Origin of the sequence: Vibrio nigripulchritudo (assembly GCF_027924785.1) — a bacterium.
In the GTDB taxonomy this organism is placed as follows: Bacteria; Pseudomonadota; Gammaproteobacteria; order Enterobacterales; family Vibrionaceae; genus Vibrio; species Vibrio nigripulchritudo.
Genome location: NZ_AP027050.1, coordinates 1,947,558 through 1,964,030, shown reverse-complemented (window position 1 = coordinate 1,964,030; position 16,473 = coordinate 1,947,558). Strand labels below are relative to the sequence as shown.

General features: G+C 46.0%; 9 protein-coding genes. 8 read left to right on the top strand and 1 reads right to left on the bottom strand.

All coding sequences use genetic code 11. The annotated features are described in order from the left end of the window. The first annotated feature begins 92 nt into the window (after positions 1–92). Positions 93–5,066, top strand: coding sequence for a tetratricopeptide repeat protein (locus tag QMG91_RS27115; RefSeq protein WP_281831124.1), 4,974 nt, complete (start codon positions 93–95; stop codon positions 5,064–5,066). Positions 5,067–5,166: 100 nt separating this feature from the next. Here QMG91_RS27115 and QMG91_RS27110 read toward each other — a convergent pair whose 3' ends face one another. After that, positions 5,167–6,801, bottom strand: coding sequence for a TIGR04141 family sporadically distributed protein (locus QMG91_RS27110; RefSeq protein WP_281831123.1), 1,635 nt, complete (start codon positions 6,799–6,801; stop codon positions 5,167–5,169). 115 nt (positions 6,802–6,916) lie between these two features. On the opposite strand from QMG91_RS27110, the gene QMG91_RS27105 reads away from it, so the two are divergent. Genes QMG91_RS27105 through QMG91_RS27075 form a run of 7 tightly spaced genes read left to right on the top strand, consistent with a single transcriptional unit; the run spans position 6,917 to position 16,408 of the window. Further along, positions 6,917–7,492, top strand: coding sequence for a restriction endonuclease subunit S (locus tag QMG91_RS27105; protein WP_281831122.1), 576 nt, complete (start codon positions 6,917–6,919; stop codon positions 7,490–7,492). Between the two features lie 21 nt (positions 7,493–7,513). Further along, on the top strand, positions 7,514–9,103 hold the full coding sequence (locus QMG91_RS27100; RefSeq protein ID WP_281831121.1) for a type I restriction-modification system subunit M: 1,590 nt from the start codon (positions 7,514–7,516) through the stop codon (positions 9,101–9,103). Next, positions 9,093–10,349: a restriction endonuclease subunit S gene (locus QMG91_RS27095; RefSeq protein ID WP_281831120.1), complete on the top strand. Its 1,257-nt coding sequence runs from the start codon at positions 9,093–9,095 to the stop codon at positions 10,347–10,349. The genes QMG91_RS27100 and QMG91_RS27095 overlap by 11 nt, the downstream gene beginning before the upstream one ends. Then, entirely contained in the window at positions 10,346–11,230 is an 885-nt protein-coding gene (locus QMG91_RS27090) for a GIY-YIG nuclease family protein (RefSeq protein WP_281831119.1), read from the top strand. The genes QMG91_RS27095 and QMG91_RS27090 overlap by 4 nt, the downstream gene beginning before the upstream one ends. A 32-nt stretch (positions 11,231–11,262) precedes the next feature. Continuing rightward, a complete protein-coding gene (locus QMG91_RS27085) occupies positions 11,263–12,321 on the top strand; it encodes a PDDEXK nuclease domain-containing protein (protein WP_281831118.1) in 1,059 nt (352 codons plus the stop codon). Continuing rightward, on the top strand, positions 12,321–15,635 hold the full coding sequence (locus QMG91_RS27080; protein ID WP_281831117.1) for a type I restriction endonuclease subunit R: 3,315 nt from the start codon (positions 12,321–12,323) through the stop codon (positions 15,633–15,635). The genes QMG91_RS27085 and QMG91_RS27080 overlap by 1 nt, the downstream gene beginning before the upstream one ends. Then, positions 15,632–16,408 carry a M48 family metallopeptidase gene (locus QMG91_RS27075; RefSeq protein WP_281831116.1) on the top strand — a complete coding sequence of 259 codons (777 nt, stop codon included), beginning with the start codon at positions 15,632–15,634 and terminating at the stop codon, positions 16,406–16,408. Before QMG91_RS27080 ends, QMG91_RS27075 begins: the two co-directional genes overlap by 4 nt. Positions 16,409–16,473 lie beyond the last annotated feature (65 nt).

The window sequence follows — 16,473 nt, the reverse complement described above, 5'->3', positions numbered from 1 at the left end:
TTATTTTATACCCAAGTACCTTAAGGTCACTTGGGTATATTTACCTTAATAAAAGTCTTGAAAATTAAAACGTTGGCGAATTGGAGTGCAGAATGGATTCTGAGCAAGTGGTTGAAAGGTCAGAAAAAGCCGTAATTGACAGAGTAACAACACTGATGGAAGAAGGGCTGTATCTGGATGCGCTTCATATGGCAGAAAGTCAGTGGGGCAACCATGCTGACTGGGAAGAGACTCAGCAACTTGAGCTACTTGCTAAATTACTCCGCCAGCTTGGCCGTGCTCGCGCAGCGGAATATCTGACACTGAAAATCTGGCGTCGAAACAAGTCAGATAGCAACGCCGCATTTCGGGCATTCTTTTATTTCTTCTACCAGAAAGGTGCCGTGCACTGTCACGACATACTCGCAAAATGGCGAGAACTGGCATCCAAGCCATCAGAAGTATCGGACTGGATAGCTGCCGAAGCCATTTTTTATTCCCGTTTACGTGATTTTGCCACAACTCACAGGCTACTCGATGAAGCCAGCGAGCATTCGGATTCGCAAGACTGGCTCACCCGAATTCGGGTTCGGGTACTTGAAGAAGAAGGAAAGCGCGAAGAAGCGTATCAGCTTGCGTTAACCAGCTATGAAGACAAAAAAACACCTGCCGCGCTCGAATCTCTAGCTTCACTGACAAAATTGTACAAAGGTAAGCAAGCCGCGATGGCGTTGATGGAACCTTTGATTACCGAGTTTCAGTCGGTTCCTTTGTGGCTGGATTACGCCATCCTCTGTTTTGATAATCTCGAGATGGAGAAGTGCGAGCAGGCGTTGGAAAAAGTGGCTAAATACAGTGTGCATGGCACGAAGCGTTCTGATGATTATCTCCAGTATCTCAAAGCGGAAATCGCGCTGCACAACCAAGATCTTGCTCGGGCGGTGGAGCACCTGCAAAGCGCCAGAACACCATTCAACAAAATACTTAAAGAGAATCTGGAGAGAAGCTCAGACTTTAAGCCTGTTTTGAAAGTCGCCGTTCCGGACATCGCTCAGAAACACATGACCTGCGCACCCTCATCTTTGGCTGCGATTGCCCAGTTTTGGGGTAAGGAAGTCAACGAAGACGAGATTGCTAGTCTTATATGCTATGGCGGTACACCAGAAGAGAGCCAGCGAGAATGGCTATCAGACAATGGTTTTGCCTATCTGGAGTTTGATCTGGAAGAACAAGCCGTTATGGATGTTCTGGGTGCAGGCATTCCGCTTACATTGGTCACCACTCAGGGGCTTTCTTCTCACCTTCAGGTAGTACGGGGCTACGATCCCAATTCTGGACTGCTGATGCTGATGGACCCGTCCAATACGGGTAACCGCAAAGCGCTTCTGAAAGAAACCATAGAATGTGATGCCGTTAATGGCCCCAAATGCGTGGCGATTGTGCCTGAGGAGCAGGAATCAAAACTCGCCTTGCTCTCGCTGCCTGCCGCGAATTTGTACCCCACCTGGAGAAAACTGGAAGCCGCTTATGCCAAAGAGGATGTCGCCGCATTAAATCGACATTTGCGAGCCATGGCATCTATCGATGACCAACATCGACTTATCTTACTGGGTCAGCGCCTTGCCGCCATTCTGACTAGAGATAACCAGACCATTTATGACCTGAACAAAGAATTACTGCAGCGATTCCCCGATGTGGTTTACCTGATTCGGTCACAATACCAATGCATTTATGCCTTAGAAGGAGAGAAACCAGCGATAGACTGGCTGGCAGAACAGTACAAAGCGTACGGTCATGGCGATATTTTCAATAACCTGCTGGCGGCGACAGACAGTAAACCTGAATACCAAGAACTAAGAAACTCTCTGATTCAGCAAGGAAAAGCGAGCATTTGGGGAAGCGCAGAATTTTTCTGGAATCTTGGGCATGCGTCGTGGGAACAACTCGACAAAGAACAAGCTTGTCAGTACTACTTCTGGGCGGTTTGTTTAGACCACATCAACTCGTCTTACATCCGCAGCTACTATCTGGCGTATCGCCAGTTGGGGCGTTCAGAAGAAGTGCTTGAAGCGTTGAAGGCTGATTTTGAGCGTTCGATCACCGCATCCGTAAGCCCTGCGTATTCGCTGTTTTACGCCTATGAGATGGAAGACAGAATGGAGCAGGCGTTCGATACTCTAAAGGTTGCCGCTGAAAAACACCCAGATGATCCGTCCCTGCACCACATGTATCTGGAGAAACTGCTGAGTTACGGGGTTTGGGATACATTCAATCCGCTCTTTGAACTCAAAAGTCATGTGCTTGATGAAATTGACCGTCAACGATTACTGGCGGCGAAAGAGTCCCGTTTGGGCAATAACCTAAAAGCCATTAAGTTGTATGCAAAGGTCTCGGAAAACCCAGTCAGCTCTGTGGAAGACCTCGAAAATTACCTGAACATCCTTAAGCGTACTGGCATGGTTCAAGAAGCCGATCAAGTGCTAGGTAGAAGGTTGAAAGAAAGCCCGGATAGTGCCGCTTTGCTTTGGAGCTATTCTCACCTGCACTCTCTTGAAGAGAAGCGAATTGATGCTTTGAAACAACTGCTGGAGAAATTTCCAAACGACTACGATGCGATGTGCAAACTGGCAGAGCATTATCTGGATCAAGAGGATTACAGCAATGCGAAGCCGTTACTAGACAAACTGGAAGAGGCTCAGCCTAATTCGGCCAATGTCTGGGTTCAGATCGCTCGTTATCACTCCATTCATTCTGAGTGGGCCGAAGCGCAGCGAGCGGCATGCAATGCTTATCAGCTCAACCCTAATCACGATCTGGTAACCACATCCATGGTCAGAAGCCACATCGGACCCAAAGATCGATTACGCGCTTTTGCATTTATGATTGATGTACTCAAAAAGTCCGGTGATATTTCTGATGCGATCTGGAATTTCTGGTCGTACGCCGATGGCTGGCTGCCACTGGATCAAATGCGCAGCTTCTGTGAAGAGATGCTGGAATTACACAGCGACACCTGGTCGGTGTGGGTGTTAAGAGTCTTGCAGCACAAATCGGAAAATGAATTGGATGAGGCGCTTGCCCTTGCTCAGCAATGCTGTGACAAATTCTCTTTGATTCCCCGCGTATTTTACGAAAAGGCCGAATTGCATTTACTCAAGCAAGATAAAGCGGCGGCGGCAGAAGCGTTTGAAACTGCTCTGACTCTTGCACCCGGCTGGTCGACGGTTGCCAAGGCGTATTATGATCTACTCGAAGAACAAGGAGAGGCGAAGCGCGGGCTGGCGATTCTTGAAAAATGTAAATCCCACAACCCCAATGACGAATCTCTGTATGGCTATATTGGTTACTGCTACAAAGAGTTTGGGCGTGACGAAAGGGCTATCGAACTGATCGAGCAGGCACTCCACATTGATGTGGATTATTTATGGGCTTGGCGAGCGTTGCGAAACTGGACGCAAAATGGCGAGCGTTTCCATAACCTGCTTAATGCTAAAAAAGTGGAGATGAGCGACAGACCAGAGATCTTTTTGGTCGAGTCTCAACTGGTTGATAGCTATGAAGAGAAAAAAGCCTGTTTAGAAAAAGCGCTGGCGCTGTCCCCAACCTACATCCACTGCCACATTCACTATATTGACTTACTTATCGAGCATCGTGAGGACTCCCTAGCGTTAGAGCAGATAGATGCACCAATCTGGCAGGGGACACCGCCGATCACCATTGCCATTAAACGCGCAGAGATTTTTGCTCGCTGGGGTGACATGGGGCAGGCAATGAAATCTCTGTCGGATCTGTTGTCTGATAACCCAAGATTTGTCGAGGCGTGGAAGTTAAAGCTCGACTGGGCAAAAGCGCTCAACAGCCGATCAGAGATGTTGGAAAGCGTAGAGGCACTGGTGAAGCTGTGTCCTCATGATCCTGAAATTCTAATCCAGTGCGCGCGTGGTTATGAGGAGCTGGACAGTGGAAAATACGAAGGAGACATCCTTCAGTTGTTTGAAAATGCGTACAGTATTGCGCCTTCTAACGCCGATGCCGCATTTTCACTGCTCGATTTTTACCTACAGTTAAGCTGGTTAGAGAAAGCCCAACATCAGCTAACGGAAATGGAGCGCTTTCACGAGTCGCCCTGGCTGGACGTTCGCCGGATTGAAATCGATCTGCGCTACGACTTGCACGAATCCGTCTTAGCTCGCTATGAGCGCTTATTAATGTGTGGCGAAGATACGGAATGGTTATACGCCTATTCACTCCATATTGCTGAACAGAAAGATAACCATCTGTACCGCAAGCTAATGATCATGACCAAAGTGAATCTAGGTGATGATCGCTTAGATCCTGCGGCGGCGTCATCTTGGGCAGAAAAAGAAGTTCAGGAGAAATTTGGTTTCGATACAGTGAAAGAAGTGCTTCGAGAAAGCGAAGTGTCTGATGCCGTATGGAAAGCCATTTCACGGGAATATCTAAGCGGTGTCACTAAACGGAATCAGTATCCAGATGACGCTTTTTGGCAGAAATATGACCAGCTAACAGAACAGTTCCCAGACATGGTAGATGCGAGGTGTTTAGCTCTGTTCCTGTTAGAGCGCCGCTATGAGCTCGTAACCTATATGAGCAAAGCCGATAAATTCGATAACCCCAATGTATCGGCAGCCTCATATTATTACCTGGCGACAACCAGTGCAGAAATCAAAAACTATGATGTTGCAAAGCGAGCCGTTGAAACTGGGTTACAACGTTCCCCAGACAACAGTTTTGATCGCCTGTGTTTATGGCGGCTGAACTTTGCGATGCGAGACCATCAGCCTGTCTATCTCGCCGATTTAGAACGAGTTAACCCGGACAGGTTGTCGGAAGAGGAGAAAACCATACTCCGCTTGCTTAAGATAGCAGCGCATTGCTACGAAAAAACAGAGCAAGGTCAGCCGCTAAGTGGTAGCGATACAAAGCACGCGAACTACCTGAATATTCAGACCGGATCTGAACAAGACGCTAAAAAAGCGTTAATCAAATACGTTATCCAACTTAAACAGCTGACAGGTATCGCGGCGTTATATGAAAAATTCAAGCTAGGTTTGAAAATTAAGTAGCTTGAAACCGAGTAGCTGTGATAACTCACGGTTACTCGGTGGCTAAAAGAACCACCGCCTGCGCGTATACAGACGATGGTATTGAGCGATACTTATACCTTTACGCCGCGTTTTTATTGCCAGTTGGTTTGCACTGACTTCTTGCCAGTTTGTTCTTCGAAACCTGAATATGTGCCAGTGCAACATGGTATCCCAGCAAGTTTAGCCTGTTGTATGCATTTCTTAGGTTTACCTTTGAAAAGAAAGGCAGCTTGTGAGGTAAGGCTTTTACACCGTATATCGCAAAAACAACACGGTAATCATTGGCATTTGGCTGCTGCTTAGAATTACTTAGCGGCATCACGTTAGGGTGGCTGTCGTACAATTTTTTACGGGCTTCCGCGCTACTGCGGAAAATCTCAGCAGAGACAACGCCTTGACTGAACAAGTGGCTCAATTCAGCCGACGAATTTTTATAGTGTTTAACGTGAATAAGGTCGAATTTAGAATCTGTACCATTATTCGAATTGGCTAAATCGCAGAACTCAAAACGGCTTTTTCCACCACCCAGCATAATGTTTTTGGTGTCCAGTGACTGAATTTCTGTTCGCTGTGCCGCCACATCACAGTTATACGCGCCTTCATTTTTGTGGTCATAATCCGGCAGCGAGTATTGATACGCAGGTATTTGGGCAATCGCGTCATTCACTTCTTTGACAAAGTCTTTGTTCATCTGATACCAAACACCATTACGTATCGCAAAGTGCTCCCCGTTATGCACCAGTTCACCGTAAATGCATTCGAGCCCCGACCAAGTTTTGACTGTTTGATGGTTATCATCTTTCGCATATATTTTGCATTTAGTTTTTAAGTGGCTCAGTTCGAGTGCTCGCTTTCCATTGAGCGTGGCTGCCTTAACGTAACGAGAAAGGGAAAGCATCTCAAACATTTGGGTGCTTCGTTTTTCGTAGCTATAACCCGCAATCAAATCCAAGTCGACGACCTCCGGCTCCAGAAGGTAAAAATCATTCTGCGTGGGTTGAGAGAGCGCATTAACCAGCGCATTGTTTAGAGTGTCAATGAGCTTGTCTTCAGTCACTTCCGCGATGTTCTCTACCCACTTTAGCTCGGGCTTGAGCGGCGCTTTAAAGTATTGCCAAGCTTTGGTCAGAATGGTTGGCAACAGTTTTAAGTCGGCGGTCAGCTTGATCCCCAGCGCATAGCGATTTCCAGAAATCTGACTATTGAAAATCGCCTCAGATGACTTTCCAACAATGGCCTGCAACATGTCTTCATCAACGTCGATGGGAAAGTCATTCACTTTGGTGCCTTTTCCACACTGCATGCGAGTATTTAAAGGCGCGGCTTTATTAGACGCCGTATCTACACTCCGAACTTCCTCAATATCCGTCGAGTTCAAGGCAACACGCAGCCCGAAGTTGGGTTCAAAGTAGTCTTTGTCTAGCAAGTGGTAGCCGTGACCAAAGGTGAGATAGAAGGTGTTTCCAGCGAATTGAACTTGCAACACACCCCCAGTGGATTGGTTAGACCCGAAATCCATCTCTTTAAAGTTGGGTTGTTGTGTGAACAGATCCGCAAATGCCGGTTTATTACTTGAAGGCTGCTTGATGAATAATTTTGCCTCTGTCCCCTCAATTTCAAGACTGTGCTCAATGCAGTCATGGGTGTTCATTACAGCGGTGTTGGAGGATACGGAGCCCTTTAGCAGATAGATTGAAGTAGAAATTTTTTTCACGTTATTTTCCTTTTATTTTTAGTGCGTCAATTAAAATGATGCACTTATTCTGCGTTGACAATAATAAACTTGTCAACTATTATTTTTGCATCAAATAAAATGATGCAATTGGGATATGAAGGTAAAATTACAGGACATTGCGGACATCAGAGCGGGGCATCCGTTTCGCGGATCAATCAAAGAATCGGCGGATGGAAATGGCTTTGTGATTCAAGTTCGTGACCAAGATGAATATGGAAATATTCACTGGAATGCGTTGGTAAAAGCGGATATTGGGGGGCGAAAAGAACCCGAATGGCTACAGCCTGGCGATATCGTGTTTGCTGCACGTGGAGTGAGAAATCTCGCCACCCACATTGCCGACATCAATAAACCTGTCGTATGTTCCCCTCACTTCTTCCAGCTCAGAGTGAATCGCGATAAAGTGTTGCCAGAATTTATTGCCTGGCAAATCAACCACACACTGGTTCAGCGCTATTTCTTGCAATCTGCTGAGGGAAGCGTACAAGTCAGCATAAAAAGGGCAGTGCTAGAGCAAACGCCGATTTCAATACCACCGCTTGAAAAGCAAAGGTTGTTGATGAAACTAGTGACTAGTGCAGAGCAAGAAAAGCAAGCTTATCAACACCTGATTGCGCTAAGGCATAATGAGCTAGACGCCATAGCCACCCAAGTGCTTAACGAATTATAGAAATATCAGAGATTACCAACCATGTCAGAGAACACCAGCCAAGTCTCCAACCTACAAGAACAAGTGAACAATGCAGTATGGGCGGCTTGCGACACCTTCCGTGGCACTATCAGTGCCGATACCTACAAAGACTTCATTCTTACCATGCTCTTCCTGAAATACATCTCGGATGTGTGGCAGGATCATTACGACAACTACAAAGCCGAATATGGTGATGAGCCAGAGCTGATTGAAGAAATGATGAACAGTGAACGTTTTCAATTGCCTATGGTAGACATCACCGACGATGAAGATAAGGTCATCGAAACCTTCAGAGCCAACTTTTACAGCCTGTATGAGCGTAGGCATCAGGCAGGCAACGGCACCCGAATCGATCAGGTATTGCACGCCATTGAAGAAGACAATGGTTCCAAGCTAAAAAACGTGTTCCAAGACATCAGCTTTAACACCGACAAACTGGGCGATGAAAAGAAAAAAAATGACTTGTTGTGTAGTCTTCTGGAAGATTTTGGTAAAAAAATCCTCGACTTAAAGCCCAGTCGAGTCGGTAACCTCGACATTATTGGTAACGCCTACGAATACCTAATCAAACACTTTGCGGCTGGCAGCGGCAAAACCGCGGGCGAATTCTATACACCGCCGGAAGTCTCTGACTTGCTCTCTATTCTGCTCGACCCTCAGCCGGGCGATACCATCTGCGACCCAGCCTGTGGCTCTGCCTCTTTGCTATTGAAATGCGGTAACCATATTAGAAGGCGCTTTGAAGGTTCAAAGAGCTACGCGTTATATGGGCAGGAGTCCATCAACTCAACTTGGGCGCTGGCGAAAATGAACATGTTCCTGCATGGGGAAGACAACCACCGCATTGAATGGGGCGACACCATCCGCAACCCCAAGTTAAAAGTGAGTGGGAAAGAAGAACTGTTAGAGTTTGATGTGGTGACCGCCAACCCACCGTTTTCTTTGGATAAGTGGGGGCATGAAAACGCCAATGATGATATTTACCACCGTTTTGAAAGAGGAACTCCACCTAAAACCAAAGGCGACTACGCGTTTATTTTGCACATGATTGAAACCATGAACCCCGCCTCTACTTCAAGCAAAGGGGCGCGCATGGGTGTGGTGGTGCCACATGGTGTGCTATTCCGCGCGTCGGCAGAAGGCAAAATTCGTCAAAAGCTGATTGAAGAGAACCTGCTGGATGCGGTGATCGGCTTACCGGAAAAACTGTTTTTTGGCACCGGTATCCCAGCAGCAATTCTGATCTTTAAACGACACAAAAAAGATAACAACGTGCTGTTTATTGATGCCTCGCGTGAGTTTAAATCGGGTAAAAACCAAAACCTGTTAACAGACGACAATATTCAGAAAATTGTCGATACCTACAGCGCAAGAAAAACCTTGGATAAATACGCGTACCTCGCCACACCAGAAGAGATAGCCGAAAACGACTTTAACCTGAACATTCCACGCTATGTCGATACCTTTGAAGAAGAGGAAGAAATCGATCTTATCGCCGTTCGCACAGAGCGCCTGGCACTGCAAGGAGAACTTGCCGAGCTAGAAAAAGAGATGGCAGGTTACCTAAAGGAGCTCGGTTATGGCTCGTGAGTTAAGCTTAACTAAAATCCCTAAAGGTTGGTCTTATGGGTTATTGGATGATTATGCTGAAAGGTGTAGTGGGCATACACCCAGTAAGTCCTTTCCTGAATATTGGAATGGAGGAATCAAGTGGATTTCATTAGCCGATACATTCCGCTTGGATAAAGGACTTGTGAAAGAAACAGATAAAGAAATTTCCTCGCTAGGTATTGATAACTCTTCTGCCCAGATACACCCTGCTGGGACTGTTGTCATTTCTCGCGATGCAGGCATCGGAAAAAGTGGTGTCATGGCAGAGCCTATGGCAGTTAGTCAGCACTTTATTGCTTGGAAGTGTGATTTTAATTTAAAAGCTCATAACTGGTTTTTGTATAACTGGTTGCAATTGAATAAGCCTGAGTTTGAGCGACAAGCTGTTGGTTCGACTATTAAAACGATCGGCTTACCTTACTTCAAAAAACTCAAAATTGCTCTCCCACCGTATGAAGAACAACGAAAAATCGCCAAAATCCTATCCACCTGGGATAAAGCCATTGCCAAAACCGAAAAGCTGATTGAAACCAGCAAACAGCAGAAAAAAGCGCTGATGCAGCAGTTGTTAACGGGTAAAAAGCGTCTGGTGAATCCAGAGACAGGGAAGGTTTTTGAGGAGGAGTGGGAGGAAACATTAATTTCAAGTATCGCCAAGTGTTTCTCTGGTGGTACTCCATCTAGAAAGAAAGATGAATATTACGGTGGTTCAATACCATGGATTACCTCAGGCAAGCTGAATGATCGATTTGTCTGCTCTGTTAATGAATACATCACCGAGGTTGGAGTAAAAAACTCATCAGCTAAATATGTTAAAGAGGGAAGTCTTCTAATAGCAATGTATGGTGCAACTGCTGGAAAGGTGGCAATTAACTATCTAGTCGGAGCCACGATAAACCAAGCTATACTCGCATTGCATGTTAGAGAAGAGCATTCAAATACTTTCTTGTTCTATTTACTTGAAAGAGAAATGGAAAAAGCAATAAATCTTGTTCAAGGTGGTCAACCAAACTTAAACGCTTCAATCATTAAGGGCTTAAAAGTTAATATACCTGCTTTTGAAGAACAACAAAAAATCGCCGCTGTCCTAACCGCTGCCGATAAAGAAATCGAAACTCTGGAAACCAAACTCGCGCACTTTAAACAAGAAAAAAAGGCGCTGATGCAGCAGCTATTAACGGGCAAGCGCCGTGTGAAAGTAGATAGAGTAGAGGGGGTATCATGAATACCAAACGCCCTCGTACTATTCAGATATTTTTGCCCAGTGGTGACCCTTCGGGTATTCGTATTGCAGAGCAAACCACGTCGATTATTCGTGTTATCGAAGTGCCTCGCAGCAACATTGCCGACTTTGTTAATATGCCAGAAGCCAAACAAGTGGGTTTGTATTTTCTTGTTTCTGGTGACAACAAAGAGGAGTGCTATATCGGGCAGTCGAGTGAAGTGGGTGCCAGGTTAATGCAACATCACCGAGACGAGAAAAAAGACTGGGAGCGAGCACTGGTTCTGGTTTCGCTCACCAACAACCTCATGCAATCCCATGTGTCGTATCTTGAATCACTGTCCATTGAAAAAGCCAGGGCGTGTCAGCGCTATGACCTGCTTAACCGTAATGGTGGTCAGAATACTCACACTACTATTCCATTGAAAGCGGACTGCGATGAAATTCATGATGTGGGCAGCTTGTTGCTGGCAACCTTGGGTTACCCCATATTTGAAGCCCTTACAGAACAAACAAAAACCAAAGCCGAGCAAACCTTTGTGTGTAACCGAGCAGGCGTAAACGCCAAAGGGATTTACACCAACGAAGGCATGGTGGTGCTAAAAGGTTCTTCCGCACCCATGACAACCAAAAGAAAAACCGACCAACGGTTTTACGATAAACGCGACGCATTGCGCGATAAAGGGGTTGTATCGACCGAAGGCGACCGTTTTGTGTTTCAGCGCGACTACTTGTTTCGCACACCAAGCGGCGCGTCTATGTGTTTGTTGCTAGGCACCTCAAACGGATGGGTAGACTGGAAAACCGAGCAAGGTGTAACGCTGCACGACCATCAGGGGCGTACGCTGGAGACTGGCGTTTTATCCCCTAACGAAGCGTGTTAAGCGGGCGACGAATTTGAATAGGAAATAGCGTAATGAGCGATAAAACGCCTCAAGGTGAACAAACGGCTTTGCTCGCCAATATCCGACAATTACTCAATCAGGGGCGAAAGCAGGTTGCTGTTGCTGTTAATACCGCCATGGTGCAAACCTATTGGGAAATTGGTCGGCTGATAGTGGAGGATGAGCAGCAAGGGCAGGCACGCGCGGAGTACGGAAAACAGGTACTTAAGCACCTCTCCGCCTCACTCACTCAAGAGTTTGGTAAGGGGTTTGATGCGTCTAACCTGAGAAATATGCGTTTGTTTTATCTCGCTTTTCCGAATCGTGACGCACTGCGTCACAATTTATCGTGGACACATTATCGCACGCTCACACGAATTGAAAATGAGCAAGCCCGCCATTGGTACATGAACGAAGCCATTGATCAAGGGTGGTCGGCAAGAGCACTAGACAGGCAAATAGGCGCACTCTATTACGAACGCTTACTGACGACCCAAGCCAAACAGCAGGATATTCAGCCTGTCCTTGATGAAGGGGAACAGAAAATATCTGAGCTTGCTGTTACCGCCAAAGACTATTTAAGAGATCCTTACATCTTTGATTTCCTTGGGCTACCTAGTGGCACACTGCAAGAAAGTGAACTGGAGCAAGCACTCATAGACAATTTGCAAAAGTTCTTGTTGGAGCTGGGCAAAGGGTTTGCTTTTGTTGAAAGGCAGCAAAGGATCTCAACCGACGATGGCGACTACTACATCGACTTGGTGTTCTATAACTTCCACCTTAAGTGCTTTTTGCTTATCGACTTAAAAATGCACAAGCTGACTCATCAAGATGTTGGGCAAATGGACATGTATGTGCGCATGTACGAAGAAAAGAAACGCCAGAAAGACGATAACCCAACCATTGGTTTGATTTTATGCACTGAAAATAACCATACCGTGGCGAAATATTCCGTGCTTAACGACAGCGAACACCTCTTTGCTTCCAAATATATGCTGGAACTTCCAACCGAAGAAGAACTGCGCCAGCAACTCGAAAAAGAGCGCCAACATCTATTGTCACAGGTCTCAAATAATAAGGATAAAGGCTGATGTTGCCCAATTTCCGTGAAGAGCAGAGCGCTAAAATTCCGGCGCTCGCTCTTCTTACCCAATTAAACTACACCTTTATTCCACCCTCGCAATGTAATGCGATAAGAGGGAATCGTTCTACCGTCATCCTTCCCGATATTTTGCGCCGAGCTTTGCAAGAGAAAACCTACCTGTTTATGGGTGAAAAGCGCAAACTTCAGCCAGCCTCTATCGATAAGATAATCCATGAACTGACGCCAGCCATGAACCTTGGGTTAAAGGAGGCAAATGAAAAGCTCTACGATACGCTGACTTATGGTATCGGGGTAACGGAGTTTGTTGGCGGCAAGAAAGCCAGCCCAACCATCCAGATCATCGACTGGACAAATCCGAGCAATAATCACTACCACTTTACCGAAGAATTTGATGTAACTAACTCGCATGGTACAGGTAAACGCACCCCCGATATTGTTTGCTTTGTTAACGGGCTTCCGTGGGTGGTGATTGAAGCCAAGCGTCCCGATTCTTCCCACTCAGGTAAACCAACGGTCGCAGAAGGGATTTCTCAAAACCTTCGCAACCAAAAGAGTGATGAAATCCCCCATCTTTTTGCTTACAGCCAGCTTTTGTTATCTGTGAACGGTTTGGAGGGGCGTTATGGCACCTGTGGTACGCCATCCAAGTTTTGGGCGAAGTGGAAAGAAGAAGCGATAGCCGAAGCCGAATTTCATCAACTAAAGAACACTGCGCTGACCGAATCGCAGCTCGATCTTCTCTTTGATCACCGACCTGAAGAAATGAAGGATGAATACTTACGTTTAATCCGTGGTGGGGCGCTGCAAGTCACCGATCAAGATAGGTTGTTGGTGTCATTACTGCGCCATGATCGGTTATTAGAAATGACGCGTCTTTACACACTCTTTGACAAGAAAGTCGGCAAGGTGGTGGCGCGCTATCAGCAGGTTTTTGGTATTAAAGCACTTATAGAACGCGTGACGTCGTTCGATGACACCTTACCCGGTAAGCGAAAAGGCGCTCGAAATGGCGGCGTTATCTGGCATACGACGGGTTCTGGTAAATCCTTCACCATGGTCTTTTTGTCTAAAGCACTTATCTGGTTTAAAGAACTCGCCAAATGTCGAGTGGTGGTGGTGACCGACCGCGTGGATTTGGAATCGCAATTATCGCGTACCTTTACATCTGGCGGCGCGCTATCAGAAGTAGACAAAAAGTCTGCCATAGCCACCACAGGGAGCCACCTTGCCAAACAAATCGGCAAAGGAAATGAGCGCATTATCTTTTCGATTGTTGATAAATTCCGTACCGCGATAACACAGCCCGATTGTTACAACGAAAGTGCTGATATTATTGTTTTGGTGGATGAAGGGCACCGTAGCCAGAACGGTGAGAACAACATCCGCATGCAGCAAATGCTTCCGAAAGCTGCTTACATTGCCTTTACCGGTACACCTTTGCTGAAAGGAGATAAAACCGAAGGTAAATTTGGTCAAATCATTCATTCTTATACCATGCAGCAAGCGGTGGAAGACAAAACGGTTTCTCCTTTACTGTATGAAGAGAGAAAGCCGGATTTAAGCACCAATGACAAAGCGATTGATGCTTGGTTTGATCGCATGACGGAAAAGCTGACGGAATCGCAGAAAACCGATCTTAAAAGAAAGTTCTCTCAGAAAGGTCAGATATACCAAACCGAAGGTCGCCTGGAACTCATTGCTCATGATATTTCCGACCATTTTCAGAACTTCAAACAACAAGGTTTAAAAGGGCAGCTCGCCTGCCGTAACAAGACCACAGCGATCAAGTACAAACAATTTCTAGACGGTATCGGAAAGGTAACGTCTACGGTGGTGATGTCGCCGCCAGACACGAGGGAAGCCCATAACTCTGTTGAGGATGAAGATACGCCGATTGTTCAACGCTGGTGGAAAGAGAATGTGGGCAGTGAAGACGAGAAAAAGTACACCGATCGCCAGATAAACGCGTTTGCTCAGGATGAAGGTCCTGATTTGATGATCGTAGTGAATAAGCTTTTGACGGGCTTTGATGAACCAAAAAACACGGTGTTGTACATCGATCGCTCATTGAAAAAACACAATTTGATTCAAGCCATAGCTCGGGTCAATCGCCTTCATGAGAAGAAAAAATTTGGCTATTTGATTGATTACTATGGTGTATTAACAGAGCTGGATACCACCATCGAGAGCTACCAGCAATTAGCGGAAAGAACTCAAGGTGGCTACGACATCGAAGATATCAAAGGCTTGTATCACAGCATGGATACGGAGTACAAAAAGCTCCCTAGATTATATAAACAGCTTTGGTCATTTTTTAGTGAGGTAGAAAATACGGGCGATTTTCCAGCATTGATCAGCGTTTTCACGCCACGTATCGAACTGATTGACGGACAGTTAACCGACCTGAACTTGAAGAAGCGTGCCGATTTTTACATCGCACTGACTGAGTTTGCCAATTGCATGAAGGTGGCGCTTCAGTCTGCCACGTATTTTGAAGACAAACGTTTCGATACTATTGACCCAGAGACTAAGCTGAGCAAGCGCGATCTTTACAAGCAGACACTTAAGCGGATGTCTGATTTGAGAAAAGTCGTTCGTCAGGAAGCGGAAGAAACCGTGGATTATGATGAGTACTCTGAAAGTATTCGCACTATGCTCGACAAACACATTTGTGGGGTAGAGATCCAAGAAGCGAAAGGGGCGTACTTGGTAGGAAATATGGGGGAGCGAAAAGACCCTAAAAAGATGTCTACCCAAGAAGCGCGAAACCAAAAGGATGTCATCACGGGGCGTATCCGAAAAACCATTGATCAAGACCTTGAAGATGATCCTTACGCCAAGGAATATTTCTCCAAGCTACTCAAGCAGGCAATTGAGCAGACAAAAGAGATGTTTGATGCGCCCATCAAGCAGTACCTCCTATTTGCAGATTTAGAGCAGCAAATAAAAGAGCGAAATATTGAGACGATACCAGACGCACTTTTTTCAGATTTACCCCCTAAAACCAAACGATATGCCAAGGCGTATTACGGTTTATTTATAGTTGAATTAGAAGGGGAAAATACGTTATCGGAACAAGAGCAATTGGCGTATGCAATACAGATTGATGCGGTAGTCACCAAAGCGGTGGCAGAGTTTTCAATTAACCCCAGTGAGATAGAAAATCAGATCCGCAAGGCGCTTCTGCCCACCTTATTCAAAGCGATTGGAATGGACAAGGCAAAAGCGGTGATCGAAGAAGTTATCAAGATCACTCGTTTAGGGGTTAACGGTTATGGGGCAAGCAGGGCTTCATCGTGACGGCAATTTCTTCAAAGGAAACAGACAGCGAAGTATACAGCTTTGTTTATGGTGATGAAGCGATTGGCTATGAAGTGGTTCGTAGAGCGGTTCAATCTCAGCCAAAGCGAAAAGTGACCATTAGCATAGAACCCAGTTGTGAAGTGATTGTTTTTGCTCCAGAGGATGCCTTGAGAGGCGATATCCACGATGCGGTAATGAAGAGAGCATCGTGGATATATCAAAACCTGAAAGAGTTTCGAACCCATCAGGAGTATGTGCAGAAAAAGCAGTACATCAGCGGCGAGATGCTTTTTTATCTTGGAAAGCGTTACGTCCTCAAGGTTATTGAAGACGGCGATTCCAATGCCAGCGCTAAGATGATGACTGGAAAACTGCAAGTCACATTGCCACGGTTCAATGATGACAAAACTGCTATGGTGAAAGCATTAGTTCGAAATTGGTATAGAGTACGCGCCGAAAAAGTCTTTCACCAGAGGTTGGCTGTGCTTTTACCAAAAGCGACATGGGTAGAGGGTATGCCTAGTTTTCGTGTCATGCCGATGCAAAAGCAGTGGGGCAGTTGCTCTGCCAAGGGGAACCTCATGCTAAACCCTCACCTTATTAAAGCGCCACGAAATTGTATCGATTACGTCATTTTTCATGAACTTTGCCATATCGCCGAGCATAATCATAGCGAGAGGTTCTGGCGTTTGTTAACCAGCGTTATGCCTAATTGGAAAGAAGTGAAAGTACAGCTTGATGGTATGGCTGAACTTTACTTGAGCGAATAACGCTTTATATCGGAATTCAAACCAAGACAGAGCCGTAATCTGACCGTTTATTCCCAACGATGAGT